Source organism: Streptomyces clavuligerus (assembly GCF_005519465.1).
In the GTDB taxonomy this organism is placed as follows: Bacteria; Actinomycetota; Actinomycetes; order Streptomycetales; family Streptomycetaceae; genus Streptomyces; species Streptomyces clavuligerus.
The window spans coordinates 1,312,629-1,337,437 of the sequence record NZ_CP027858.1 but is presented as its reverse complement, the minus strand read 5'-3'; the positions used below and the strand labels follow the sequence as shown (position 1 = coordinate 1,337,437).

The window sequence follows — 24,809 nt, the reverse complement described above, 5'->3', positions numbered from 1 at the left end:
GATGCGCGATGCGGGGCGGGGGTCGGCCGCGGGCCGGTGGTGGGGGAGGTGCGGGCTCCCTGGGTGGCGCGGGTGTCGGCGGCGCGGTGGACCTCGCCGCCGTCGGAGGCGAGCGTGACCCCGCTCGGATCGGTCCGGCGGGGGCGGCACCGTCACCGGGGCGGCTCCACAGTGGCGCCGGGCGCACGGTGCGGGGACAGCAGCCGGTGGGTCAGCCCGAGCCGGGAGGGCACGGACTGCCGACGACCCGCTGTCCGAGCGCGCGCCCGGCGCCCTCCGCCGCGGCACCGGGGCGGCTCCACGGGCGGCGCGAGCGGTGCGGGGGTGGCCGGTGGCCGTGGCGGCTGGGCCGGATCACCGGCGCGGGCCGGGACCGGACCGCGCGGGGGTGGCTCCGGTGCGGGCGCGGCTCCGGGTGCGGCGTGCGGTCAGGGGCGTATGCGCAGGCCCTTCGGGGTGGCGTGGAAGCCCGCCGTCTCCAGGGCGGGGGCCAGCGGGGAGGTCAGGGCGGGGGCGCCGTTGGCCCGCTCCACCGTCACCGGCCCCAGCGTCCCCGCGCGGGCGGCGTCGGCGAGCGCCGCCACGGCGGTGCGCAGTGCGGGGTCCTCGGGGGACGCCGACCAGGCGAGCAGAGTCCTGCCGCCGCGCTCCACGTACAGGGTCAGCCCGCCGTCCACCAGGACCACCAGGGAGCCCGCCTTCCGCCCCGGCTTGTGGGTCGCGCCCGGCGGGGGCTCGGGCCAGGGCAGGGCCGCGCCATAGGCGTTCGCCGGGTCCGCCGCCGCCAGTACCAGCGCGGACGGGTCCCGGTGCCCCTCGGCGCGCTCCCCGGCGGTTACGGCGGCCCGCAGCCGGTCCACCGCGCCGTCCATGGCGAACTGGGCCGCGCCCAGCCCCTCCACCACATAGCCGCGGCGGGCCTGCCCACTGTCCTCGAACGCCGACAGCACCCGGTACACCGCGGCGAAGCCGCCCTCGACGCCTTCCGCCGCGACGGCTCCCCGGGTGACCACGCCATGGCGGTCCAGCAGGGTGCGGGCCCGGGCGTGGGCCCGGTGGGTGGGATCGGGCTCGGGCGCGGGCAGCAGCGCCCAGCGCCCGCTCACCGTCGGCGGTCCGCCCCGGCTCGCGGGCCGTGCCGCGGCTGTGAGCCCGCCGTACCGGCCCCGGGGCACGGTCCGCCGGGCCCGGTGGGCGGTGGAGCCCGCGGTGCGCCCCGAGCCGAGGAGGGAGCGCAGCGGGGCGAGCGAGTCATTGGTGAGGCGGCCGGACCAGACCAGCTCCCAGAGGGCGTCGGCGAGCTGCGGATCGGTGGCGTCCGGGTGGGTGGTGGCCCGGACCCGGTCGGCGATCTGGCGGAAGAACAGACCGTACCCGGGGGCGAGGGCGGCGAGGACCGACTCCTGGAGCGCGGTCGGCTCCAGCGGGCGCGGCGGGGGCAGCAGCAGCGGGGCGGTGTCGGCGGGGCAGAGGGCGACCCAGCCGTCCTTGCCGGGCAGGGCGCCCGCCCCGGCCCAGACGACCTCGCCGGTCGTGGTCAGCTCGTCCAGCATCGCCGGGCCGTAGTCCCGTACCCGGGCGGGGAGGATCAGCTTCTCCAGCGCGGAGGCGGGGACCGCCACGCCCTGGAGCTGTTCGACGGCGCGTGCGAGCCCGTCGATCCCCCGCAGTCCGCCGCCCAGATGCTGCCACTGCGGCAGGAAGACGGCCAGCGCCGCCGGGGGAGCGGGCTCCAACTCCTGGCGCAGGGCCGCCAGCGAGCGCCGCCGCAACCGCCGCAGCACGGTGGCGTCGCACCACTCCTGGCCGATGCCCGAGGGGTGGAACTCCCCCTGGACGATCCGCCCGCCCGCGGCCAGCCGCTGGAGCCCGCCCTCCGTGACGGCCGTGCCCAGCCCGAAGCGGGCCGCGGCCTGCGCGGAGGTGAACGGGCCGCGGGTCCGGGCGAACCGGGCGAGCAGATCGCCCAGCGGATCCCCGACCGGCTCGGTGAACGCCTCTGGGACCCCCACCGGCAGCGCGGTGCCCAGGGCGTCCCGCAGCCGCCCCGCGTCCTCGATCGCCGCCCAGTGGTCCGTGCCCGCGATCCTGACACGGATGGCGCGCCGCGCCGCGGACAGTGTCTGCGGCCAGGAGGGCTCGGCGCCCCGCTCGGCCAGCTCGGCGTCGGTCAGCGGCCCCAGCACCCGCAGCAGATCGGCGACCCCCTCCACATCCTTGGCCCGGCGGTCCCCGGTGCGCCACTGGAGCTCCCGTTCCAGCTCGGTGAGGACGTCGGCGTCGAGCAGCTCGCGCAGCTCCGCCTGGCCCAGCAGCTCCGCGAGGAGCCGGGAGTCCAGCGAGAGCGCGGCGGCCCGGCGCTCGGCGAGCGGGGAGTCGCCCTCGTAGAGGAACTGGGCGACGTAGCCGAAGAGCAGGGAGCGGGCGAAGGGCGAGGGCTCGGGGGTGGTCACCTCGACCATGCGGACCCGGCGGGAGGCGATGTCGCCCATCAGCTCGGTGAGGCCGGGGACGTCGAACACGTCCTGGAGGCACTCGCGGACCGCTTCCAGGACGATCGGGAAGGAGCCGAACTCGCTCGCCACCTGGAGCAGTTGGGCCGCCCGCTGGCGCTGCTGCCACAGCGGGGTGCGCCGGCCGGGCCGACGGCGCGGCAGCAGCAGCGCACGGGCCGCGCACTCGCGGAACCGGGAGGCGAACAGGGCCGAGCCGCCGACCTGGTCGGTGACGATCCCCCCGATCTCGCCCTGGTCGAAGACGGCGTCGGCCGCGCCGACCGGGGCCTGGGCGGCGTCGTGGTCGGTGCCGCTGTCGGCGGGGTCCTGGTCGAGCAGGTCCAGACCGAGCAGATCGGCGTCGGGCAGCCGCAGCACGATGCCGTCGTCGGCGTGCATGACCTGGGCGTCCAGGCCGTACCGCTCGGTGAGCCGGGCGCCGAGCGCCAGCGCCCACGGGGCGTGCACCTGGGCGCCGAACGGGGAGTGGATCACCACCCGCCAGTCGCCCAGCTCGTCCCGGAACCGCTCCACGACGATCGTGCGGTCGTCGGGCACATGGCCGCAGGCCCGGCGCTGCTCGTCGAGATAGGCGAGGACGTTGTCCGCGGCCCAGGCGTCCAGGCCCGCCGCCAGCAGCCGCAGCCGGGCGTCCTCGTCGGTGAGGCCGCCGACCTCCCGCAGAAAGGCGCCGACCGCGCGCCCCAGCTCCAGCGGGCGGCCGAGCTGGTCGCCCTTCCAGAACGGCAGTCTGCCCGGGACGCCGGGGGCGGGGGAGACCAGGACCCGGTCCCGGGTGATGTCCTCGATCCGCCAGGAGGTGGTGCCCAGGGTGAAGACATCGCCCACCCGGGACTCGTACACCATCTCCTCGTCCAGCTCGCCGACCCGGCCGCCGCCCTTCTTGGGGTCGGCGCCCGCGAGGAAGACCCCGAAGAGCCCCCGGTCCGGGATGGTCCCGCCGGAGGTGACGGCGAGCCGCTGCGCCCCGGGCCGTCCGGTGACGGTGCCCGCTACCCGGTCCCAGACCACGCGGGGGCGCAGCTCGGCGAAGGCGTCGGAGGGGTACCGCCCGGCGAGCATGTCGAGCACCGCGTCGAACGCGGACTCCGGCAGTGAGGCGAAGGGCGCGGCGCGGCGGACGAGCGCCAGCAGCTCGTCGGTGGGCCAGGTGTCGAGCGCGGTCATGGCGACGAGCTGCTGCGCCAGCACGTCCAGCGGATTGGCGGGGACGCGCAGCGACTCGATCGCGCCCTCGCGCATCCGTTCGGTGACGACGGCGGCCTGCACCAGGTCGCCCCGGTACTTGGGGAAGACGACGCCGGTGGAGACCGCGCCCACCTGGTGGCCCGCGCGGCCGACCCGCTGGAGGCCGGAGGCGACGGACGGCGGCGACTCGACCTGGACGACCAGGTCGACCGCGCCCATGTCGATGCCCAGCTCCAGACTGGACGTCGCCACCACGGCGGGGAGCCTGCCCGCCTTGAGGTCCTCCTCCACCTGGGCCCGCTGCTCCTTGGAGACGGAGCCGTGGTGGGCGCGGGCGAGCAGCGGCGGGGCGCCGAGCGCGGCCCCGGACTGGGCCATGATCTCAGCAGGGGAGCCCTGCGGCGGCGGTGTCGCCGCGGGGCCGCCGGTGGGGCCCGGGGGCCGGGGGGCGTCGAAGGCGGTGCCGGTGGCCCGTTCGTACGCGATCTCGTTGAGCCGGTTGCACAGCCGCTCGGCGAGGCGGCGGGAGTTGGCGAAGACGATGGTGGAGCGGTGGGCCTGGACGAGGTCCGCGATCCGCTCCTCGACATGCGGCCAGATCGAGGGCCGGTCCCCGTCGCCCCGGTCCCCGGAGGCGTCGGCCGCGGGCGCGCCGCCCAGCTCGCCCAGGTCCTCGACGGGGACGACCACCGAGAGGTCGAACTCCTTCGCGGACGGCGGCTGGACGATCTCCACCTTGCGCTGCGGGGAGAGATAGCGGGCGACCTCGTCCACCGGGCGGACGGTGGCGGAGAGGCCGATCCGGCGGGCGGGGCGGGGCAGCAGCTCGTCCAGCCGCTCCAGCGACAGGGCGAGGTGGGCGCCCCGCTTGGTCCCGGCGACCGCGTGCACCTCGTCGAGGATCACGGTCTCGACGCCCGTCAGCGCCTCCCGGGCCGAGGAGGTGAGCATGAGGAAGAGCGACTCGGGGGTGGTGATGAGGATGTCCGGCGGGCGGGTGGCCAGCGAGCGGCGCTCGGCGGCGGGGGTGTCGCCCGAGCGGATGCCGACCCGGACCTCGGGCTCGGGCAGCCCCAGCCGCACCGCCTCCTGCCGGATGCCGGTCAGGGGGCTGCGGAGATTGCGCTCCACATCCACCGCGAGCGCTTTCAGCGGGGAGATGTAGAGCACCCGGCAGCGCGCCCGGGCGTCGGCGGGCGGCGGCGTGGACACCAGCCGGTCCAGCGCGGCGAGAAAGGCGGCCAGGGTCTTGCCGGACCCCGTCGGCGCCACGACCAGGACGTCCGAGCCCTCGCCGATCGCCCGCCAGGCGCCCGACTGGGCGGCTGTGGGCGCGGCGAACGCTCCCGTGAACCAGCTCCGGGTCGCGGGGGAGAAGGAGTCGAGCGCGTTCCTGGCCATGAACCCCATCGTGCACCCCGCCACTGACAATCGGCCGTGCCCGGCCGGGCGGCTGCCCCGCCGCGGAGCCGGAACGCCACCGTCCGTGACGGTGACCAGGCGGGATGTCTCCCGTCCTGGCCGCTGCCCAGGCAGTGGCGCGGGCGCCGTGCCCCCGCACCGGCAGTGGCACGGGCCGTGCCCCCGCACCGCGCACAATGGTTGACCGCGCACAATGGTTGTATGGGGCAATTGAGGCGGGGGGACCACGGTGAGTGGGCGAGGCACTGGCAGTACGAGGAGTTGCCGGGCCTCGATCTGCTGCGGGCCCACTACGTCCGGCACACCTTCCGCCGCCACAGCCACGAGGGCTTCACCCTCGCCGCGGTCAGCGGCGGCATCGAGGAGATGAGCCTGCCGGAGGGGGTGGTCCGGGCCGGTCCCGGCAGCGTGATCATGATCAATCCGGAGGTGCCGCACACCGCCCGCGCCGGTGTCCCCGACGGCTGGACGTACGCCACCCTCTACCCCTCCGTCGAGCTGGTCTCCCGTATCGCCGAGGAGAGCGGCGCCCCGCCCGGCACCCCCGGGTTCGGCGAGACGGCCGTCGGGGACCCGCACGGCGCCGAACTGATCCGGGGTGTGCACCGGGCCGCCGAGGCGGGCAACGCGCTCGCCGCCGACAGCCTGCTCCGGGTCACGATCGCCCGCCTGCTCGCCCGCCACGGCGGACAGCTCCCCTCCCGCGCGCCCCAGGACGCCGGAGCCCGCGCCGCCGCCCGCGCCCGGGCCCTGCTGGAGGCCCGCATGGCCGACCCGCCGTCCCTGGAACGGCTGGCCCAGGAGGTGGGCACCAGCCCCTTCGCACTGCTGCGCGCGTTCCGCGCCGCGTACGGCATGCCCCCGCACACCTGGCTCACCGACGCCCGCGTCCGCCGCGCCCGCAGGCTGCTGGAGGGCGGCGGCACCCCCGCCGAGACGGCGATCGCCGTCGGCTTCACCGATCAGCCGCATCTCAACCGTCACTTCACCCGGATCGTGGGAGTGCCGCCCGGCGCGTACCGCAGGGAACGCGCCGGGCGGCCCCCGGCACGGCAGCCGGACGACGGCCCCGCGGGCCCGGTGGACGGCCGTCGTGCGGACGGGCCGCCGGGGAGCGCCACCGGGCGCACCGGGACCGGGGACGTACCCACGGAGTGAACCCGGCCGCTGGGCCGCGCCGTCGGCGCCCCGTCGGTCCGGCACGCCGCGGCGCGGCGCTCCCCGTGGGCCCGGCAGCCCGGGTGGTGTGCCCACGCGGGGTGCCCCGGTGGCCGCCGATGGGCCCCCTGCGCCCTATGGCGCGGGAGGTACCCCCACCCTGCGCCCTGCGGCGCGGGAGGTACCCCCATCCCTGCGCCCTGCGGCGTGGGAGGTACCCCCACCCGTGTGCGGCTTGTGGTAACAGGAGGCGGCCCACGGCCTGCGCCCTGGCGGCAGGGGAGGCGCACCGCACGGCGCCCTGCGGCTGCGGGCGGGGACTCGCAACGCGGTGAGGACGCGGTGAGGGGGAGCGCCGCCACCGCGGAGCGTTCCTCCGCCGCCTTGCGGCGCGTCCCCGCGGGCGGGAGGCACCCGGCCGGACCCGCCGGACCCGCCGGACCCGGGCTCCGCGCGGATGACGCCCTTCCGGCGACGCACTCGGGCCGCGCACTCGGGCCGCCGTCCTCATCCGCCCCCGGCTCCGCTCACCGTGCCGGCCTGCCGCCCCCGGGGCCGCAGCACCCGGCCGGGAGCGCAAGAACGTACAAGACCCCAGGTGGAAGCCGCGAGTAAGGTCCCCGACGTGCCGGAACAGACAACCTCCCCAGCAAGCTCCCCACCGCCCCGCACCGAGACGACCCCGATATCCGGGACAGCCGCGATATCCGGCGCCGCCGGAGCGGGCCCCGCGGCCGACCGTGAGCACTCCGCCAAGCCCGACGCGGCCGTGGTCCGCGACGCCCTCGGCGTCGGCGTGGCCGTCGGCCTGTCCGGATTCGCCTTCGGTGTCACCGCCGCGGGCTCCGGGTTCAGCGTGCTCCAGACCTGTCTCCTGAGCCTGCTGGTCTTCACCGGAGCCTCGCAGTTCGCCCTCGTCGGCGCGCTCGCCGCGGGCGGCAACCCGTTCACCGCCGCCGCCGGGGCCTTCTTCCTGGGCACCCGCAACGCGTTCTACGGACTGCGGCTCTCCCAACTGCTCGCCCTGCCCCGCCCGGTACGCCCCCTCGCCGCCCACTGGGTGATCGACGAGACCACGGCCGTCGCCCTCGCACAGCCCACCCGCCGCGCCGCCCGCATCGGCTTCACCGTGACCGGGGTGACGCTGTACCTGTTGTGGAACCTGACCACCCTCGCCGGTGCCCTCGGGGCCGAGGCCCTCGGGGACACCCGCGCCTGGGGCCTGGACGCCGCGGGGCCCGCCGTCGTCCTGGCCCTCCTCGCGCCCATGCTGCGCACCGCGACCGAACGCGCCACCGCCGCGCTCGCGATCGTCCTCGCACTGGCCGCCCTGCCCCTGCTGCCCGCCGGAGTGCCGGTGCTCGTGGCGGCACTCGCCGCCCCTGCCGTGCTCTGGCTCAAGGGCCGCGACGGGACACGGCAGCGCGCCGGGGACCCGCACGCCGCAGGCCCGCACACCACCGCCGCCCCGGGGAAGGAAGAGGACCGATGAGCATCTGGATCGCGATCGCGGCGACCGCCCTCGGCTGCTACCTCCTCAAGCTGGCCGGTCTGCTCGTACCGGCCGACACTCTCGAACGCCCCGTGGTCCAGCGGCTGGCCGCACTGGTCCCGGTCGCCCTGCTGGCGGCACTCACCGCGCAGCAGACCTTCGCCGACGGCAGCACCCTGGTGCTCGACGCCCGCGCCGCCGGGGTCGCCGCCGCCGCGATCGCCCTGGTGCTGCGCGCGCCCTTCCTGGTCGTGGTCGCGGCGGCCGTCGCGGTGACGGCGGGCGTACGCGCCCTCGGCGGCTGACGGCGGGGCGGGCGTCCCCGCGCGGGCACGCACGGGCGGACGGTGGTCAGCCCACCAGCCGTCCGTACGCCCGCAGCGTCCGCAGCGCCTCGATGGTCACGATCGGCCGGGCCTCCAGGGCCGTCCCCGGAGCCCACTGCCGCCAGTTGACCGGCCAGCCGCCGTCCTCCTGCTGCTCCGCCGCGAGATGGTCGAGGGAGTGCGTGATCTCCTCCTCGGTGAACCAGCGCCGAGCCAGGGAGGTCGGCGTCCGCGCGTAGTCGTACGGGAAGTGGTGCTCACCCGGTGCGTAGCCCTCGGCGACGGGATACTCCGCGCGCCGCTCCGGGTCGAGCACCGCGAGCCGGCGCTCGCGCACCAGCCTGCCCAGCCGGTCCGCCGCCGCCTCCGCCCGCACCCGGTCGGGCACCCCGTCCAGGAAGGCGACCGCCGCCTCGATCTCGTACGGATGGGAATCGGTCAGCGCGTCCACAGCAGCCCAGCAGAAGTCCGTGGCCCGGAAGAGCCAGGCGTGCCACACCTGATTGCGGTGGAGCAGCCCGACCACCGGACCGGTCGACAGGAGTGCGCCCGGCGGATCGTTCACCACAGGGACGAACGGCGCGGCCGGAAAGCCCCGCTGTGAGGGGTGGATCGCGGGCAGCGCGCCCTCGCGGGTGGACACATCGGTGAAGTAGCGGCACATCCGCTCCACCCGCAGCCCGCCGCAGCGGCCGATCGAGTCCAGCACGCGCAGCGCGTGGCCGGTGTGCAGCGGCTGACTGACCGGACCTCGAAGATCCGGTTCCAGCGCGTAGCCGTACCCGCCGTCGCCGCCGAGATACGCGGTCAGGGCGGCCTCGACGGCGTCGGCCTCCCCGCCCAGGAAGTGGTACGCGAAACGCCGCTGCTCCAGCACCCGTGCGGTGAGCCAGACAAACCGCTCGGCACGGTCGAGCGGGGACGGGGACGACGGCGACGAGGACGACGGCACGGGGCCTGCTCCGGTTCCAGCCATGCCCCGACCGTAGGGCGGAAAGTGCGCCCGGCATACGGAACCGGCAGTACCGCTACCCGGGGGCGGGATACTGAGGGCATGCGGTTGACGATTTTCTGGGAACGGATGGCGGAGCACTTCGGACCCGCGTACGCCGATTCCTTCGCCCGGGATCACGTGATGTCCGAACTGGGTGGCCGAACGGTGTACGAGGCGCTGGACGCCGGCTGGGAGACCAAGGACGTCTGGCGGGCGGTCTGCGCCGCGGCCGGGATTCCGGCGGAGCGGCGGTGACCGGGGGCGGTCCGCTCCCGACCGCTCCCGACCAGCGGCTTCCGGGGCGGTTTTCCCGCCGGGGCCGCCGTACGCCAGACTGACCCCGTGGCTCCGAAGACCGACGCAAACGACCCTGGCGGCACCGAAAGCACTCAAAGCGCTGAAAGCGTCGGAAGTGCCGAGGGCGCAGGCACCACGGACGGCACGGACAGAGAGGGGCGTACCGGCAGGGCCGGCAAGGCCGACAGGAGCGGAGTACCGCACCAGGGCGGAACGGGCGGACCCGCGGTCGGCACGGTCCCGCCGGACGCGCCCCCGCCCGGGGCGGTGACCGGCACCGGCCCTGTGCGCATGCCCCGCTGGCTGCCGCGCGCCATGCTGCTCGCGCTCGCCCTCTACGCCTGCTTCCAGCTCGGCAGCTGGGGCTTCCACCAGCTCCTCGGGCTGCTCATCAATATCCTGATCGCGTTCTTCATCGCCCTGGCGATCGAGCCCGCCGTCGCCCGGATGGCCGCCCGGGGAGTCCGCCGGGGCCTGGCCACCTTCCTGGTCTTCTTCGGGTTGCTGTCCGCCGCCGTCGGCTTCGTCGTCATGCTCGGCTCGATGCTGGCCGACCAGATCGTGACCATGGTCGAGGACTTCCCCCAGTACCTCGACTCGGTGATCAGCTGGATCAACCAGACCTTCGAGACCGAGCTGTCCCGGGTCGAGGTCCAGGACAGCGTGCTGCGCTCCGACTGGCTCCAGAGCTATGTCGAGGACAGCGCCACCGGTGTGCTCGATGTCTCGGCCACCGTGCTCGGCGGGCTCTTCCGGCTGCTGACGATCTTCCTCTTCTCGTTCTACTTCGCGGCCGACGGGCCCCGGCTGCGCCGCACGATCTGCTCCGTGCTGCCCCCCGCCAAACAGGCCGAGGTGCTGCGCGCCTGGGAGATCGCCGTCGACAAGACCGGCGGCTACATCTACTCGCGCGGTCTGATGGCGCTGATCTCCGGGGGCGCCCACTACGTCCTGCTGGAGGTCCTCGGGGTGCCCTACGCCCCGGCGCTCGCGGTCTGGGTGGGGCTGGTCTCCCAGTTCATCCCGACGATCGGCACCTATCTGGCGGGCGCGCTGCCGATGCTGATCGCCTTCACCGTGAACCCCTGGTACGCGGTGTGGGTCCTCGGCTTCGTGGTGGTCTACCAGCAGTTCGAGAACTATGTGCTCCAGCCCAAGCTGACCGCCAGGACCGTCGACATCCACCCCGCCGTCGCCTTCGGTTCGGTCATCGCGGGTACTGCCCTGATGGGAGCGGTCGGCGCGCTGATCGCGATCCCCGCCGTCGCCACCCTCCAGGCGTTCCTGGGCGCCTATGTGCGGCGGTACGACGTGACGGACGACCCCCGGGTGCACGGCCACCGGCGGCGTGAGCGCGGCCGGCTGGCGGCGCGGGCGGGTGCCACCCTGACCAAGGGGCGCGCCGCGCTCACCCGGGTGCGCTCCGGGCGCCGGACCGCCGGTCCCGCGGACCCGGCCTGAGGCCGGAGAAGGTCCCTGCCGCACGACGAAGCCCCCGCCACGGTGGATGTGGACGGGGGCTTCGCGCGGTCCCGTGGCGCGCTTGACAGCAAAATCGAACATCTATTCTCATGGGTGTTCCGGCCCCTGCTGTCGCGGGAGTTTTCCACAGGCCGGAGGGGACGTCGGGCCCATTGTCAGTGGCAGGGGTTAGCGTCTTTGACGTGAAGCGATCGACACAAGCAAACCGGGTGGAACCCATGGCAGGAACCGACCGCGAGAAGGCCCTCGACGCCGCGCTCGCACAGATCGAACGGCAATTCGGCAAGGGCGCAGTGATGCGCATGGGTGACCGGACCCAGGAGCCCATCGAGATCATCCCGACCGGCTCGACCGCGCTCGACGTGGCGCTCGGCGTCGGCGGACTGCCGCGCGGCCGAGTGGTCGAGATCTACGGTCCCGAGTCCTCCGGCAAGACGACCCTGACCCTGCACGCCGTGGCCAATGCCCAGCGCGCGGGCGGCCAGGTGGCCTTCGTGGACGCCGAGCACGCCCTCGACCCCGAGTACGCGCGCAAGCTGGGCGTCGACATCGACAATCTGATCCTGTCCCAGCCGGACAACGGCGAGCAGGCGCTGGAGATCGTCGACATGCTCGTCCGCTCCGGCGCCCTCGACCTCATCGTCATCGACTCCGTCGCCGCGCTGGTGCCGCGTGCGGAGATCGAGGGTGAGATGGGCGACTCCCACGTGGGTCTCCAGGCGCGGCTGATGAGCCAGGCCCTTCGGAAGATCACCAGCGCTCTGAACCAGTCCAAGACGACCGCGATCTTCATCAACCAGCTCCGCGAGAAGATCGGTGTGATGTTCGGCTCGCCGGAGACCACGACCGGTGGCCGCGCGCTCAAGTTCTACGCCTCCGTGCGGATCGACATCCGCCGGATCGAGACCCTGAAGGACGGCACCGAGGCAGTGGGCAACCGCACCCGCTGCAAGGTCGTGAAGAACAAGGTCGCGCCTCCCTTCAAGCAGGCCGAGTTCGACATCCTGTACGGCCAGGGGATCAGCCGTGAGGGCGGGCTGATCGACATGGGCGTGGAGCACGGCTTCGTCCGCAAGGCCGGTGCCTGGTACACCTACGAGAGCGGTCAGCTCGGCCAGGGCAAGGAGAACGCCCGTAACTTCCTGAAGGACAACCCCGATCTCGCCGATGAGATCGAGAAGAAGATCAAGGACAAGCTGGGCGTCGGGGTCCGCACCGAGGCCCCCGGGGCCGAGCCCGGTCCGGACGCCGCGGGTGCCGCGCCCGGGGACGAGCCCGCCAAGGCCGTGCCCGCGCCCGCCACGAAGTCCAAGGCGACCAGGTCGACGGCGGCCAAGAGCTAGCGCGCCGTGTCGTTCTCGGAGAGGGCACCGGAGAGACCGGGCGATGGACAGGGCGGCGGCTTCCCCTCGTCGAGGGCCGAGCGGGAGCCGTCGCCCCAGGACCCGGCGGAGCGGGCGCGGGCGATCTGCCTGCGCCTGCTCACCGGGGCCCCGCGCACCCGGCGGCAGCTCGCGGAGGCACTCCACCGGCGGGGCATCCCCGAGGAGGTCGCCGATGAGGTGCTCGGGCGCTTCCAGGACGCGGGGCTGATCGACGACGCCGCCTTCGCCGGGGCATGGGTGGAGTCACGGCACCACGGCCGGGGCCTCGCCGGCCGGGCGCTGGCCCGGGAGCTGCGGACCAAGGGGGTCGACACGGCCCTGATCGACGAGGCGGTGGGGCGGCTCGACCCCGAGCAGGAGGAGGAGACCGCCCGCGAGCTGGTGGCCCGCAGGCTCCGCGCCACCCGGGGGCTCGACCGGGACCGCCGGATACGCCGCCTGGCCGGGATGCTGGCCCGCAAGGGATATGGGGAGGGCATGGCCCTGCGGGTGGTGCGCCGTGCGCTGGAGGAGGAGGGCGAGGACCCGGAGGGCCTGGAGGAGGGGTACTGAGCGGGGAGCGGGCCTGCTCTCCGCTCACCCCGCCCACTGCTCCTCAGGACCTCCGGTCCGCCGCTCCGGACCTCTGGTCCATGCGGCCCGCCAGGGCGGCCGAAGATGTGCCCGGCCGCCCGGCCGCCCGGCCGCACCCCCGCGCCCGGACCGGGTGCGGGACAGGGGGGCGGACCCACCGGAGGGGTCAACCGTCCGCGGTCACGGGCAGTCCCGCCGCCTTCCACGCCTGAAAGCCGCCGATCAGATCCGTCGCCCGGCGCAGCCCGAGCCGACGCAGGGACTCCGCCGCCAGGGAGGAGGCATAGCCCTCGTTGCAGACCACCACGACCCGTAGGCCGTGGCCGACCGCCTGCGGCGCGCGATGGCTGCCCAGTGGGTCGAGCCGCCACTCCAGCTCATTGCGTTCCACGACCAGCGCGCCGGGGATCAGCCCGTCCCGGTCGCGCAGCGCGGCATAGCGGATGTCCACCAGCAGGGCGCCCGCCGCCGCCTCGTGGAACGCCTGCTCCGGGCCCACCCGGTCCAGACCGCTGCGGACCCGTTCCAGGAGGTCGTCGATGCCGATCCGTTCGCCGCCGCCACCGATGCCGTCGTCGCTGTCGGCCTGCGGGGAGAGGGGTTCGTTCCTTGTCACTGCCAGTCCTCCGGGCGCTCGACCTGCTCCAGCCGCAGCACCGCGCCGGTCCGGCTGAAGCGGCGGATCAGCGGCAGCGGCGGATAGTAGGCGTGGACGGAGACCGCGTGCTCCGCCGTCGAACCGTTCCGTACCTCGTGCACATGATGGGTGCCGAACGCCCGGCCCCGGCCCCTGGCCAGTCGGCGTTCCCGGTCCACCCCCTCATGCAGCTCCAGTGACCGCCAGCCGCTCGCCGGGAGGCGTACGGCGAGGGAGCGTTCGGTCAGCTCGCCGCTCGCCGTGGCGAACGCGCCCCGCGACTCGGCGTGGTCGTGCCAGCCGGTGCCCGCTCCGGGCGGCCAGCCGATGAGCCATGCCTCGCTGCCGCCGGGCCCGTCCAGACGGACCCAGGTACGGCCCTGGGGATCGAGGGGGAGCGAGGCGATCAGCTCCTGGTCGGCGGCGGCGCGCCGGACGAAGTCGAGCAGGTCCGCCGCGGAGGGCCCGCGGTCTCCGGCGGGCCCGGACCGGGCACCGGACACCGGCGTGCCGAAGGACGCGGAGGAGCCGGAAGAGCCCGAGAAAGCAGGGGGAGCGGGGGAGCCGGGGGGCCGGGGAGGCGTCAGGGCAGAGTGGGAGAAGGTCTGGGGCATGGTGGTGGGAACCGTCCTGAGAGTTCGCTGAGGACGCGCGGGGGCACGGCGGCCCGCGGCGCGGAGGAAGGGCGAATTCAGCAGGAGGGGCGACACACACAGCCCGCGTAACGGAGCAGATCCATATGGACCCTCCGCCACAGGCGCACATCGGTGTCGGTCATACGGCGAGTATGGCCATACCGCTCTGGAGGGTCAATTGACGTCGGCTGTACGGTCACTGGGGTCGGCGACCGCGGCGGGGGAGGGCTCGCCGCCCCGGGCCGAGTCGGCCGCCGCGTACAGCCCGTCGGGCCTGACACCGGCGAAGGAGGCGACCAGATGTCCGTCGGGGCGCACCAGCAGTACGGTGTGGGCCGCCGCGCCCGGATAGCTCTCCGCCACCAGCAGCTCGGCCCGTGCCGGGAGGGCTGCCACCGCCTCCGCCAGCCGGGGCATCAGCCCCGCGCTCTGCCAGTGGCGGCGGTCCCAGACCCCGGTGCCGGGGGCGATCAGCACCACCAGCAGATGTCCCCGGTCCAGCCGGTCCCACAGCCGTGCGGTCGTCCCGTCCGGTACGGAGACCGGTACATCGATGACCAGCGCCCCGGGGACCGTGCCGACGACGGCCTCGTCGGGGGCGCCCGGGTGGGCGAGGGGGGAGTGGAGATGGGCCGCAGGCGCGCCGAGGCGGCCGAGTCCCAGGTGCCCGTCGGCGAGCAGGGCGTCCTGTCCGCGCCCCGTGCCGGGCAGCCGGACGCGCAGGGCGCCGCCGCGCCGTGCCGACAGCGCCTGGTCGGCGGCGCGCAGCCGGGCGGCGACGGCGGTGCGGCGCTCCGACTCATAGCTGTCCAGGAGCTGTTCGGAGGCGCCGTGATGCCAGTCGTACGCCAGTTTCCACGCCAGGTTCTGGGCGTCCCGCAGCCCCTCGTCGAGTTCCTGGGTACCGAGGGCGCCCAGCAGATGGGCGGCGTCGCCCGCGAGGAAGGCGCGCCCGACCCGCCAGTTCCGGGCGAGCCGGTGGTGGACGGTGTGGACGCCGGTGTCGATGAGTTCGTACGGGGGTGTCTCGCCGCACCAGCCGGCGAGCGTGTCCCGGACCCGGGCGACCAGGGTGTCGGGGGTGACCAGTTCGCCCTGCGGCGGCAGCAGCCAGTCGAGCCGCCAGGCGCCGTCCGGGAGCGGCCGGGCGGTGATCTCCTCGCCGCCCGAGCGCCAGGGGGGCCTGCGGTGCAGCACGGCCTCGTCGGGCCAGGGCAGTTCGGCGCGGAGGGTGGCGACCGCGTGCCGCTCCACGGCGGTGCGGCCGGGGAAGCGGATGCCGAGGAGCTTGCGCACGGTGGAGCGCGATCCGTCGCAGCCCACCACATGGCTGCCGCGCCACCAGGTGGGGTGCGGGCCCCGGGTGTGCACGGTGACGCCCGCGCCGTCCTGCTCCAGGGAGTCCACATGGCTCTCGGTGACCAGCTTGATCAGATGGCGGCCGGTGACGGCGTCCCGCAGGCCGCGAGCCAGAGCGTGCTGGGGGATGTGCAGGGGCGCGGGGACGGTGCCGGTGGCGGCCGGGTCCGTGTCGCGCGGCGGGGTCCCGTCGTCGGGACGGTCCGTCAGCTCCAGCCGCCGGAGCTGCTGTTTGCGTCGGAGCGAGCGCCAGGCGGTCCAGAGGCTGCCCTCGTCACGGAGCGTGGCGCAGCCGAGCCGTCCGGCGAAGTGGGCGGTATCGGGGCGGAGTACCACCGTACGGGCGGGGCGGGCCTCCTCCTGACCGCTGGTCTCGTCGAGCAGCACGGAGGGGACGCCCTGCCGGGCGAGGGCGAGGGAGAGCGCCAGTCCCACCGGGCCGGCGCCGACGACGATCACCGGGTCCACAGCGGAACCCCCCGGCCTCGCAGGGGCACGGGGGGCAGGCCGGAAGGCATGGTGGTAGCCCGGTGTGTGATCACAGAACGTATGCAACCGACTGGGGGTGCCTGCGTCAAGTGACGGAAGGGTGGCATGGCGTGCACACGACCAACCGCTCCGTGCCCCCATCGTGCCCGCCGTCCCGCGCGGGGCAAGCCGGGCCGTCCCGCGCGGGGCAGGCAGAGAGGGTCGGTGACACCGCCGCGTCACCGACCCTCCCTGGTCTTGGGGCCCCGGTCAGGGGGCGCCGGCCGCTCCGGCTTCGACGGCCTTGGTGTCGACCACCGTGCCGGTGCCCTTCTTGCCCCGCCGGATACGGCCTTCGAGCCAGCTCGCGAACGAGGTGAGGGCGAAGTTCACCAGGATGAAGATCAGCGCTATCACGGTGAGCGCGGCGATGGTGTTGGCGCCGTAGTTCGCGGTGATGGCACGGTTCTGGTAGAGCAGCTCGCTGAAGCCGAGGAGCGCGCCGCCCAGCGCGGTGTCCTTGACGATGACCACGAGCTGGCTGACGAGCGCGGGCAGCATCGCGGTCACGGCCTGCGGCAGCAGCACATGCGCCATGGCCTGGCCCTTGCGCATGCCGATCGCCTTGGCGGCGTCCGTCTGCCCGTTCGGGAGCGAGAGGATGCCCGCCCGGACGATCTCGGCGATCACGGAGGCGTTGTAGAGGACCAGACCGGTGATCACCGCGTACATCGGCCGGAAGTCCGACTCGATGGTGGTGAACTGCACGAACGCCTGGTAGGCGAAGACCATCAGCAGCAGCACCGGGATGGCGCGGAAGAACTCCACCACCGCGCCGACGGGTATCCGGACCCAGGCGTGGTCGGAGAGCCGGCCGATGCCCAGGGCGGCGCCGAGCGGCAGCGCGATGAGCATGGAGATGCCCGCCGCCTTCAGGGTCTCCCCGAGGCCCGGAAGGAGGAAGGTGGTCCACACCTTGGCATCGGTGACGAACGGGCTCCACTTCTCGGACGCCAGTTGGTCCCGCTCGGCCATGACGCCCAGCACCCACCAGGCCACCACGGCCAGGACGGCCAGGAAGCCCACGGTGTAGAGGATGTTGCGCCGCTTCGCCCGGGGGCCCGGGGCGTCGTAGAGCACGGAGGTCATCGCTTCACCGCCACACGCTTGGAGACCCAGCCGAGCAGCAGACCCGTCGGCAGGGTGAGGACTATGAAGCCGAAGGCGAAGACGGCGAAGACGGCGAAGAGCGCGTCGGCCTCGTTCTCGACCATCTCCGACATCAGCAGCGCGGCCTCGGTGACCCCGATCGCCGCCGCCACCGTGGTGTTCTTGGTGAGCGCGATCAGGACGTTCGCCAGCGGGGCGACCACCGAGCGGAACGCCTGCGGCAGGATGATGAGGGTGAGCACCTGGAGGAAGCTCAGCCCGAGTGCGCGGGCCGCCTCGGCCTGTCCCACGGGGACCGTGTTGATCCCGGAGCGCAGCGCCTCGCAGACGAAGGTACCGGTGTAGGCGACCAGCCCGAGGACGGCCATCCGGAAGCCGATGTCCTCGAAATTGTCGGCCCCGAGCGAGAAGCGCAGGGTCTGGTTGAGGCCGAGTGAGCAGGCCACGACCACCACGGTCAGCGGGGTGTTGCGCACCACGTTGACATAGCCGGTGGCGAAGGCCCGCATCACCGGGACGGGACCGACCCGCATGGCGACCAGCACCGTGCCCCAGACGAGGGAGCCGATGGCCGAGTAGACGGCGAGCTGCGTCGTCGTCCAGAACGCGCCGAGCAGGTCGTACTGCCCGGAATCAAGAAAGTCGAACACGATGACCCGCGCTCTCTCCTGGTGGGATCGTGGCGCGTGCCACCGGCCGGGGCCGGTGGCACGTCACCGCTGGCCTCAGCTGGTCTCGGTGATCTTCGGGGCCGGCTCGCTCTGGTACTGGGACGGACCGAGGTTCTTCTGGACGAACTTGTTCCAGGAGTCGTCCTTCTGCATCTTCTCCAGAGCCTTGTTGATCTTGTCCCGCAGCTCCTTGTCGCCCTTCTTCAGGCCGATGCCGTAGGGCTCCTCGCTCAGCTTGAGGCCGAGGAGCTTGAACTTGCCCTGGTGCTCCTTCTGCGAGGCGTAGCCCGCGAGGATGGCGTCGTCGGTGGTGAGGGCGTCGACGGCCTTGTTCTCCAGGCCGGTCAGGCACTCGGAGTAGCCGCCGTACTGCTGGAGGTCGGCCCCGGGGACCCGCTTGTCCTTGACGTTCTGCGCCGAGGTGGAGCCCCTGACGGAGCAGAGCTTCTTCTTGTTCAGGTCCTCGACCTTGGTGATCGAGTTGTCGTCGGCGCGGACCAGCAGGTCCTGGTGGGCCAGGAAGTACGGGCCCGCGAAGTCGACCTCGGCCTTGCGCTTGTCGTTGATCGTGTAGCTGGCGGCGACGAACTTGACGTCACCGTTGCGGATCAGCGTCTCGCGGTCGGCGCTCGGCGCCTGCTTCCACTCGATGTCCTTGGCCTCGTAGCCGAGTTCCTTGGCGACATAGGTGGCCACATCGACGTCAAGGCCGGTGAAGTTGCCTTCCGGGGTCTTCAGACCGATGCCCGGCTGGTCGAACTTGATACCGATGACGATCTTGCTGTCGTCGCTGCCCGCGCCGCCGCCGCAGGCGGTGAGCGTCAGGGAGAGGGCCAGCCCGGTGGCGATCGCCAGCGATGCCTTGCGCAGCTTCATGGAGAACATCCCTTGAGTCGTGATTCGTGGGTCGTCAGTGGTGCAGGATCTTCGAGAGGAAGTCCTTCGCCCGGTCGCTGCGCGGGTTGTTGAAGAACTCCTCGGGCGTGGCCTCTTCGACGATCCTGCCGTCGGCCATGAAGACCACCCGGTTGGCCGCGGAACGGGCGAAGCCCATCTCGTGGGTGACGACGACCATCGTCATCCCCTCGCGCGCCAGTTGCTGCATGACTTCCAGCACCTCGTTGATCATCTCCGGGTCGAGCGCCGAGGTGGGCTCGTCGAAGAGGATGACCTTCGGGTCCATGGCCAGCGCGCGGGCGATGGCCACCCGCTGCTGCTGGCCACCGGAGAGCTGGGCCGGGTACTTGTCGCACTGGGTGCCGACGCCGACGCGGTCCAGCAGCTTGCGTGCCTGCTGCTCGGCCGCGGCCTTGTCCTTGCGCCGGACCTTGATCTGGCCCAGCATCACGTTCTCCAGCACGGTCTTGTGCGCGAAGAGGTTGAACGACTGGAAGACCATGCCGACGTCGGCGCGGAGCCGGGCCAGCTCCTTGCCCTCCTGCGGCAGCGGCTTCCCGTCGATCGAGATCTCGCCGGAGTCGATCGTCTCCAGCCGGTTGATGGTGCGGCACAGGGTGGACTTACCGGACCCCGAAGGTCCGATGACGACCACGACCTCGCCCCGGGCGATGGTCAGATCGATGTCCTGGAGCACATGCAACGCGCCGAAGTGCTTGTTCACCCCGCTCAGCACGACCAGGTCCCCCGCCGCCCGGACACCGCCCTCGGGGCCCTTGGTCTTGGCCAGTCCGCTCATCGGCTTCTCGCTCCGTCCTCCTCGGTTGGGAGGACAGTAGTGACGCCGGTCGCCGAGCGTCATTACATCTGAGCGGAAATTGAGCATAACGATATGACTTCGGACGACAACTTTGTGTGACGAGGGTGACGAATGGCGTACCGGGTGGATAACGGAAGCCGAGGAGCGGGCGACATCCACTTGACTCCGGGGGTGGGAATCAGCCTTGATTCCGTGGGCATGTGTGGGAGCACGCGGACCGCACACCGGAGTGGGGCCCGTACGCGTACCGCATCCGTCGCACCGCCCCGGGGCCGCCGACGCCCCGGCGCCGCGGCGGCACAGGCCCGGAGCCGGACCACGGCCGGGCCAACGACGACCACGGCCGACCGACCCGGCCGACGACCACGACCGCACGACCGAACCGCCGGACGACGATCCGTTCCGCACGCCCGAGGGGGGCCATGAGACTGCTGCTCGTCGAGGACGACGACCATGTCGCCGCCGCCCTGTCGGCGGTGCTGGGCCGGCACGGCTTCCAGGTGGTGCACGCCCGCAACGGCGAAGAGGCGCTGCGCGCGGTCCTGCCCGCCGCGCACCCCGGCAGGCCGCCCTTCGGGGTGATCCTGCTCGACCTGGGCCTGCCCGACCAGGACGGCTACCAGGTCTGCGGAAAGCTCCGCAAGATCACCTCAACCCCGGTGATCATGGTGACCGCGCGTTCCGATGTGCGCTCCCGGATCCACGGGCTCAACCTGGGCGCCGACGACTATGTCGTCAAGCCCTACGACACCGGCGAACTGCTCGCCCGGATCCACGCCGTGAGTCGGCGGGGCGGCCCCGGCGACGACGCTCCCGCCCCGGCCGGCCAGGCCCTGCGGCTCGGTCCCATGACCATCGAACTGTCCACCCGCAGGGTGAGCGTCGACGGCACCGAGGTACAGCTCACCCGCAAGGAGTTCGACCTGCTCGCCCTGCTCGCCCAGCGGCCGGGGGTCGTCTTCCGCCGGGAACAGATCATCAGCGAGGTCTGGCGCACCAGTTGGGAGGGCACCGGCCGCACCCTGGAGGTCCATGTGGCCTCGCTGCGCGCCAAACTCCGGATGCCCGCCCTGGTCGAGACCGTTCGCGGCGTCGGCTACCGGCTCGTCGCACCGGCCGACTGACCCCGCGTGCGCACCCGGCTCCTTCCCCTGCTGATCGTCCTGCTCGCGGGCGTCCTGCTCGCGCTCGGCTTCCCGCTCGCCGTCAGCCTCGCCGCCGCCCAGCAGCAACGGGTCGTCGTGGACCGGATCGACGACACCGTGCGCTTCGCCGCGCTCGCGCAGTTCGTCGTCGACTCCGGCGATCTGAGCGAACGCCGCCCCGTGCTCCAGTTGCAGCTCAACCGCTACTGGTCCACCTACGGGATCCGGGCCGCCGTCCTCAACCGCGACGGCTCCATGGTCACCGGCGCGCCCGACGGCTGGTCGCTGCCGAAGCAGGGCGAGGGCGCCGAGGCCTTCAAGGAGGCCCTGACGGGGCGGCGCAGCCAGGACCCGCCGCAGGTCTGGCCCTGGCAGCGCGGCAGCCGCCTCGTCGTCGCCTCCCCCGTCGTCCGGGACGGAGACGTCGTCGCCGTCGTCTACACCGACTCGCCCACCGGGCGGCTGCGCTCCCACATCCTCGAAGGCTGGCTGCTCATCGCCGCCGGAGAGGCGGCGGCGATGCTGCTCGCCGTCGGCGCGGCCTTCCGCCTCACCGGCTGGGTGCTGCGGCCCGTACGCGTCCTCGACGCCGCCACCCACGACATCGCGACCGGACGGCTCAACTCCCGTGTCGCCGCCGCCGGAGGACCGCCCGAGCTGCGCCGGCTGGCCCGCTCCTTCAACGAGATGGCGGACAACGTCGAACAGGTGCTGGAGCAGCAGCGGGCCTTCGTCGCCGACGCCTCCCACCAACTGCGCAACCCGCTCGCCGCGCTGCTGCTGCGCATCGAACTGCTCGCGCTCGAACTCCCCGAGGGCAACGAGGAGATCGCGTCCGTGCGCACCGAGGGCAAACGCCTCACCCGGGTCCTCGACGACCTCCTCGATCTGGCCCTCGCCGAGCACGCCTCCGTCACCCTCCAGCTCATCGATGTCGGAGCGCTGGCCGCCGAACGCGTGGACGCCTGGCGTCCGGTCGCCGACGGGAAGGGGATACGGCTGAGCGGACCGGCCACGGCGGTCACCGCCTGGTGCGACCCCATCGGTCTCTCCAGCGCCCTGGACGCCGTGATCGACAACGCGCTGAAGTTCACCCCCGGCGGCGAGAAGGTCACGGTGACCGCGTCCGCCCGGGGCCATGTCTCCACCATCGTGATCGCGGACCGGGGGCCGGGACTCACGGACGAGGAGCTGTCCCGCGTCGGCGACCGCTTCTGGCGCAGCGGGCGGCACCAGAACGTCAAGGGCTCGGGTCTCGGTCTGTCCATCTCCCGGGCGCTGCTCTCGGCGGGCGGTGGCACCATCGCCTATGCCCACCACCGGCCCCGGGGGCTCAAGGTGACCGTCACCGTCCCCCGGGCGCCCTCCCCGACGGCGGGCGGACCGTCCTGAACCCCCGCCCTCAGGGCTTCTCGGACTGGTAGTAGCGCTGCGCGCCCGTGTGCAGCGCCAGGGGCTCCGTGTAGATCGCCGTCCGCAGATCGACGAGCTGCGCCGGGTGGACCCGGGTGCCGATGCTGTCCCGGCTCCTGATCACCGTCCGGGTGAGCCCCGCGACCAGGTCCTCGTCCATCCGGTCGGTGGTGACGAGCAGATTCGCCACGGCCATCGTCGGCACCGAGTACCCGCCCGGGATCTTCCGGTAGGCGTCCGGCGGCATCACCGCCTGGCGGTAGTGGCCCGCCGGGCCGTTCGGCGGGGCACTGGTGTCGTGGACCGTGTCCACGAGCTCCGGCGGCAGCGGCACCAGCCGGATCGGGACCCGCTGGGACAGCCGCTCGATCGCACCGGTCGGCAGCCCGCCGGACCAGAAGAACGCGTCGACCTCCCGCCGCTCCAGCGCGCCCGGGAGCGTGTCGATCCCCCGGTGCACGGGGTCGATGCCGTCGGCGGGGTCGATGCCCGCCGCCTTCAGCAGCCGGTCGGCGATCAGCCGCACCCCGGAGCCCGGCTGGCCCACGCCCACCTTCCGGCCGCGCAGCTCGCCCAGTTCCCCGACCTTCGCATCGGCACGCACCACGAGCTGCACATAGTCGTCGTACAGCCGGGCACAGCCGCGCAGCCGGTCCGCGTCGGGCCCGTTCTGCCGCTGGTACTGGGCCACCGCGTCGGCGGTGGCGATGGTGAAGTCCGCCTCACCCCGTGCCACCCGGGCGATGTTCTGCTGCGAGCCCTCGCTGTTGCGCAGCACGACCCGCACCTGGGGCAGGTCGTCGCGGAGCGCGTCCCGCAGCAGGTCCCCGTACCGCTCGTAGACACCGTTCTTCAGACCGGTGCTGAACGTGACGGTGCCCCGGGGACCGGAGTCCTCCAGGGGGAACAGCCACCACAGCAGCAGCCCGGACACGATCAGCAGCGCCGTCGCGGCCTGCGCGGCGCGGCGGCGTCCGATACGGGTCATGGCCGGGAACATACGGGAATCCTGCCAGGTGACGCGCTGTGATGACCAGGGTCCGCCGGTGGAGCGGGCGGCCCGGGTCCTCCCCGGTGAGGAAGCGTGCGGCTGCCCCGGTGAGCAGGGCGCGGGCGGGCGCGCGGCGGGAGCTGTCCGCGGCACCGCCTACCCTTGTCCCATGACCAGCAGCGACCGGAGCCAGGCAGTGGACGTTCAGCGCAGTTACGAGATCCGCACCTATGGGTGCCAGATGAACGTCCACGATTCCGAGCGGCTGTCCGGGCTGCTGGAGGAAGCGGGCTACGTCCGCGCCGCCGAGGGCTCCGACGGCGACGCCGACGTCGTCGTCTTCAACACCTGTGCCGTCCGGGAGAACGCGGACAACAAGCTCTACGGAAACCTCGGCCGCCTCGCCCCGATGAAGACCCGGCGCCCCGGGATGCAGATCGCCGTCGGCGGCTGTCTGGCGCAGAAGGACCGGGACACCATCGTCAGCCGCGCCCCCTGGGTCGACGTCGTCTTCGGTACGCACAACATCGGCAAGCTGCCCGTGCTGCTGGAGCGCGCCCGCGTCCAGGAGGAGGCCCAGGTCGAGATCGCCGAGTCGCTGGAGGCGTTCCCGTCCACGCTGCCGACCCGGCGCGAGTCCGCCTACGCCGCCTGGGTGTCGATCTCCGTGGGCTGCAACAACACCTGCACCTTCTGCATCGTGCCCGCCCTGCGCGGCAAGGAGAAGGACCGCCGTCCCGGCGACATCCTCGCGGAGATCGAGGCCCTCGTCGCCGAGGGCGTCTCCGAGATCACCCTCCTCGGCCAGAACGTCAACGCCTACGGCTCCGACATCGGCGACCGCGAGGCGTTCAGCAAGCTGCTGCGCGCCTGCGGGCGGATCGAGGGCCTTGAGCGGGTCCGTTTCACCTCGCCGCACCCGAGGGACTTCACGGACGACGTGATCGCGGCCATGGCCGAGACGCCGAATGTGATGCCCCAGCTCCACATGCCCCTCCAGTCGGGCTCCGACGCGGTGCTCAGGGCGATGCGCCGGTCCTACCGGCAGGAGCGCTTCCTCGGGATCATCGACAAGGTGCGCGAGGCGATCCCGCACGCCGCCATCTCCACCGACATCATCGTGGGCTTCCCCGGCGAGACCGAGGAGGACTTCGAGCAGACGCTGCACACGGTGCGCGAGGCACGGTTCGCCAACGCGTTCACCTTCCAGTACTCGAAGCGCCCCGGGACCCCCGCCGCCACCATGGAGGGCCAGCTCCCCAAGGAGGTCGTCCAGGCCCGGTACGAGCGGCTGGTGGTCCTCCAGGAGGAGATCTCCTGGGCGGAGAACAAGAAGCAGGTCGGCCGGGTGCTGGAGGTCATGGTCGCCGAGGGCGAGGGCCGCAAGGACGGCGCCACCCAGCGGCTGTCGGGCCGGGCACCGGACAACCGCCTCGTCCACTTCACCAAGCCGGAGGAGGAGGTGCGCCCCGGCGACGTGGTGACCGTGGAGATCACCTACGCCGCCCCGCACCATCTTCTCGCCGAGGGGCCGGTGGCGGCCGTGCGGCGCACGCGCGCAGGTGACGCCTGGCAGAAGCGCCAGGCCGGAGCGGCGGCGAAGCCCGCGGGTGTGCTCCTCGGCCTGCCGAAGATCGGTGTTCCGGAGCCGCTTCCCGCGGCGCAGACCCCGGCCTGCGGACTGGGCTGACCGGACGGCGCCGACCGGACGGGGACGGCCTCCGCCGCGTCGACGGGCCACCGCCCGCCGCCACGGCCGTCCCGTAGGTC

General features: G+C 73.3%; 21 protein-coding genes. 10 read left to right on the top strand and 11 right to left on the bottom strand.

Going from position 1 to position 24,809, the window contains the following annotated elements; all coding sequences use genetic code 11:
• Nucleotides 1–428 precede the first annotated feature (428 nt).
• The gene (locus tag CRV15_RS05295; RefSeq protein WP_029183077.1) at nucleotides 429–5,105 is read right to left on the bottom strand and encodes an ATP-dependent helicase; all 4,677 of its coding nucleotides are present in this window, start codon (nucleotides 5,103–5,105) and stop codon (nucleotides 429–431) included.
• A gap of 222 nt (nucleotides 5,106–5,327) precedes the next feature.
• Here CRV15_RS05295 and CRV15_RS05290 point away from each other — a divergent pair, with 222 nt between their 5' ends.
• The 3 genes from CRV15_RS05290 (at nucleotide 5,328) to CRV15_RS05280 (ending at nucleotide 8,081) form a co-directional block, all read left to right on the top strand.
• A complete protein-coding gene (locus CRV15_RS05290; RefSeq protein ID WP_003962083.1) occupies nucleotides 5,328–6,284 on the top strand; it encodes a helix-turn-helix transcriptional regulator in 957 nt (318 codons plus the stop codon).
• A gap of 625 nt (nucleotides 6,285–6,909) precedes the next feature.
• On the top strand, nucleotides 6,910–7,776 hold the full coding sequence (locus CRV15_RS05285; protein ID WP_372461400.1) for an AzlC family ABC transporter permease: 867 nt from the start codon (nucleotides 6,910–6,912) through the stop codon (nucleotides 7,774–7,776).
• Nucleotides 7,773–8,081, top strand: a complete 309-nt coding sequence (locus CRV15_RS05280) for an AzlD domain-containing protein (protein ID WP_003956926.1) — start codon at nucleotides 7,773–7,775, stop codon at nucleotides 8,079–8,081. Before CRV15_RS05285 ends, CRV15_RS05280 begins: the two co-directional genes overlap by 4 nt.
• 46 nt (nucleotides 8,082–8,127) lie before the next feature.
• Here the strand turns inward: CRV15_RS05280 and CRV15_RS05275 are convergent, their stop codons facing one another.
• Nucleotides 8,128–9,078 (bottom strand): hypothetical protein, encoded by a 951-nt coding sequence (locus CRV15_RS05275; protein WP_003956925.1) that lies wholly within the window; start codon nucleotides 9,076–9,078, stop codon nucleotides 8,128–8,130.
• 78 nt (nucleotides 9,079–9,156) lie between these two features.
• Between CRV15_RS05275 and CRV15_RS05270 the strand changes: the two genes are divergently transcribed.
• From CRV15_RS05270 to recX, 4 genes are all read left to right on the top strand, one after another.
• Nucleotides 9,157–9,351: a DUF3046 domain-containing protein gene (locus CRV15_RS05270; protein ID WP_003956924.1), complete on the top strand. Its 195-nt coding sequence runs from the start codon at nucleotides 9,157–9,159 to the stop codon at nucleotides 9,349–9,351.
• A gap of 333 nt (nucleotides 9,352–9,684) precedes the next feature.
• The gene (locus CRV15_RS05265) at nucleotides 9,685–10,854 is read left to right on the top strand and encodes an AI-2E family transporter (protein WP_231629326.1); all 1,170 of its coding nucleotides are present in this window, start codon (nucleotides 9,685–9,687) and stop codon (nucleotides 10,852–10,854) included.
• 239 nt (nucleotides 10,855–11,093) lie between these two features.
• Nucleotides 11,094–12,218, top strand: a complete 1,125-nt coding sequence (recA, locus tag CRV15_RS05260) for a recombinase RecA (protein WP_009997732.1) — start codon at nucleotides 11,094–11,096, stop codon at nucleotides 12,216–12,218.
• Nucleotides 12,219–12,224: 6 nt separating this feature from the next.
• Nucleotides 12,225–12,812 (top strand): recombination regulator RecX, encoded by a 588-nt coding sequence (gene recX, locus CRV15_RS05255; protein WP_003956922.1) that lies wholly within the window; start codon nucleotides 12,225–12,227, stop codon nucleotides 12,810–12,812.
• A gap of 187 nt (nucleotides 12,813–12,999) precedes the next feature.
• Here the strand turns inward: recX and CRV15_RS05250 are convergent, their stop codons facing one another.
• The 8 genes from CRV15_RS05250 to CRV15_RS05220 all read right to left on the bottom strand — a co-directional run bounded on the left by CRV15_RS05250 (nucleotide 13,000) and on the right by CRV15_RS05220 (nucleotide 19,469).
• Complete coding sequence (locus CRV15_RS05250) at nucleotides 13,000–13,449, bottom strand: rhodanese-like domain-containing protein (protein ID WP_003956921.1); 450 nt, start codon at nucleotides 13,447–13,449, stop codon at nucleotides 13,000–13,002.
• Nucleotides 13,446–14,084: a cupin domain-containing protein gene (locus CRV15_RS05245; RefSeq protein WP_003962086.1), complete on the bottom strand. Its 639-nt coding sequence runs from the start codon at nucleotides 14,082–14,084 to the stop codon at nucleotides 13,446–13,448. Before CRV15_RS05245 ends, CRV15_RS05250 begins: the two co-directional genes overlap by 4 nt.
• Nucleotides 14,085–14,161: 77 nt before the next feature.
• A complete protein-coding gene (locus CRV15_RS37845; RefSeq protein WP_311314449.1) occupies nucleotides 14,162–14,209 on the bottom strand; it encodes a hypothetical protein in 48 nt (15 codons plus the stop codon).
• 70 nt (nucleotides 14,210–14,279) lie between these two features.
• Nucleotides 14,280–15,932 (bottom strand): FAD-dependent monooxygenase, encoded by a 1,653-nt coding sequence (locus tag CRV15_RS05240; protein WP_003956919.1) that lies wholly within the window; start codon nucleotides 15,930–15,932, stop codon nucleotides 14,280–14,282.
• Between the two features lie 270 nt (nucleotides 15,933–16,202).
• Nucleotides 16,203–17,081, bottom strand: coding sequence for an amino acid ABC transporter permease (locus CRV15_RS05235; RefSeq protein WP_003962088.1), 879 nt, complete (start codon nucleotides 17,079–17,081; stop codon nucleotides 16,203–16,205).
• A complete protein-coding gene (locus tag CRV15_RS05230; RefSeq protein ID WP_003956917.1) occupies nucleotides 17,078–17,752 on the bottom strand; it encodes an amino acid ABC transporter permease in 675 nt (224 codons plus the stop codon). The genes CRV15_RS05235 and CRV15_RS05230 overlap by 4 nt, the downstream gene beginning before the upstream one ends.
• 75 nt (nucleotides 17,753–17,827) lie before the next feature.
• Nucleotides 17,828–18,649 (bottom strand): glutamate ABC transporter substrate-binding protein, encoded by an 822-nt coding sequence (locus tag CRV15_RS05225; RefSeq protein ID WP_029183078.1) that lies wholly within the window; start codon nucleotides 18,647–18,649, stop codon nucleotides 17,828–17,830.
• A gap of 34 nt (nucleotides 18,650–18,683) precedes the next feature.
• On the bottom strand, nucleotides 18,684–19,469 hold the full coding sequence (locus CRV15_RS05220; protein ID WP_009997733.1) for an amino acid ABC transporter ATP-binding protein: 786 nt from the start codon (nucleotides 19,467–19,469) through the stop codon (nucleotides 18,684–18,686).
• Nucleotides 19,470–19,912: 443 nt separating this feature from the next.
• On the opposite strand from CRV15_RS05220, the gene CRV15_RS05215 reads away from it, so the two are divergent.
• On the top strand, nucleotides 19,913–20,614 hold the full coding sequence (locus CRV15_RS05215; RefSeq protein WP_003956914.1) for a response regulator transcription factor: 702 nt from the start codon (nucleotides 19,913–19,915) through the stop codon (nucleotides 20,612–20,614).
• Between the two features lie 6 nt (nucleotides 20,615–20,620).
• Nucleotides 20,621–22,027 (top strand): sensor histidine kinase, encoded by a 1,407-nt coding sequence (locus CRV15_RS05210; protein ID WP_003956913.1) that lies wholly within the window; start codon nucleotides 20,621–20,623, stop codon nucleotides 22,025–22,027.
• Between the two features lie 10 nt (nucleotides 22,028–22,037).
• Here the strand turns inward: CRV15_RS05210 and CRV15_RS05205 are convergent, their stop codons facing one another.
• Complete coding sequence (locus CRV15_RS05205; RefSeq protein ID WP_003956912.1) at nucleotides 22,038–23,048, bottom strand: TAXI family TRAP transporter solute-binding subunit; 1,011 nt, start codon at nucleotides 23,046–23,048, stop codon at nucleotides 22,038–22,040.
• A gap of 160 nt (nucleotides 23,049–23,208) precedes the next feature.
• Between CRV15_RS05205 and miaB the strand changes: the two genes are divergently transcribed.
• Entirely contained in the window at nucleotides 23,209–24,729 is a 1,521-nt protein-coding gene (gene miaB / locus CRV15_RS05200) for a tRNA (N6-isopentenyl adenosine(37)-C2)-methylthiotransferase MiaB (protein WP_003956911.1), read from the top strand.
• Nucleotides 24,730–24,809: the final 80 nt, after the last annotated feature.

Excerpts from the sequence above, each read along its gene's own strand:
- CRV15_RS05295 (WP_029183077.1), bottom strand. The coding sequence starts at position 5,105 with ATGGCCAGGAACGCGCTCGACTCCTTCTCCCCCGCGACCCGGAGCTGG.
- CRV15_RS05290 (WP_003962083.1), top strand. The coding sequence starts at position 5,328 with ATGGGGCAATTGAGGCGGGGGGACCACGGTGAGTGGGCGAGGCACTGG.
- CRV15_RS05280 (WP_003956926.1), top strand. The coding sequence starts at position 7,773 with ATGAGCATCTGGATCGCGATCGCGGCGACCGCCCTCGGCTGCTACCTC.
- CRV15_RS05275 (WP_003956925.1), bottom strand. The coding sequence starts at position 9,078 with ATGGCTGGAACCGGAGCAGGCCCCGTGCCGTCGTCCTCGTCGCCGTCG.
- CRV15_RS05270 (WP_003956924.1), top strand. The coding sequence starts at position 9,157 with ATGCGGTTGACGATTTTCTGGGAACGGATGGCGGAGCACTTCGGACCC.
- CRV15_RS05265 (WP_231629326.1), top strand. The coding sequence starts at position 9,685 with ATGCCCCGCTGGCTGCCGCGCGCCATGCTGCTCGCGCTCGCCCTCTAC.
- recA (WP_009997732.1), top strand. The coding sequence starts at position 11,094 with ATGGCAGGAACCGACCGCGAGAAGGCCCTCGACGCCGCGCTCGCACAG.
- CRV15_RS05245 (WP_003962086.1), bottom strand. The coding sequence starts at position 14,084 with ATGCCCCAGACCTTCTCCCACTCTGCCCTGACGCCTCCCCGGCCCCCC.
- CRV15_RS05235 (WP_003962088.1), bottom strand. The coding sequence starts at position 17,081 with ATGACCTCCGTGCTCTACGACGCCCCGGGCCCCCGGGCGAAGCGGCGC.
- CRV15_RS05225 (WP_029183078.1), bottom strand. The coding sequence starts at position 18,649 with ATGAAGCTGCGCAAGGCATCGCTGGCGATCGCCACCGGGCTGGCCCTC.
- CRV15_RS05220 (WP_009997733.1), bottom strand. The coding sequence starts at position 19,469 with ATGAGCGGACTGGCCAAGACCAAGGGCCCCGAGGGCGGTGTCCGGGCG.
- CRV15_RS05215 (WP_003956914.1), top strand. The coding sequence starts at position 19,913 with ATGAGACTGCTGCTCGTCGAGGACGACGACCATGTCGCCGCCGCCCTG.
- CRV15_RS05205 (WP_003956912.1), bottom strand. The coding sequence starts at position 23,048 with ATGTTCCCGGCCATGACCCGTATCGGACGCCGCCGCGCCGCGCAGGCC.
- miaB (WP_003956911.1), top strand. The coding sequence starts at position 23,209 with ATGACCAGCAGCGACCGGAGCCAGGCAGTGGACGTTCAGCGCAGTTAC.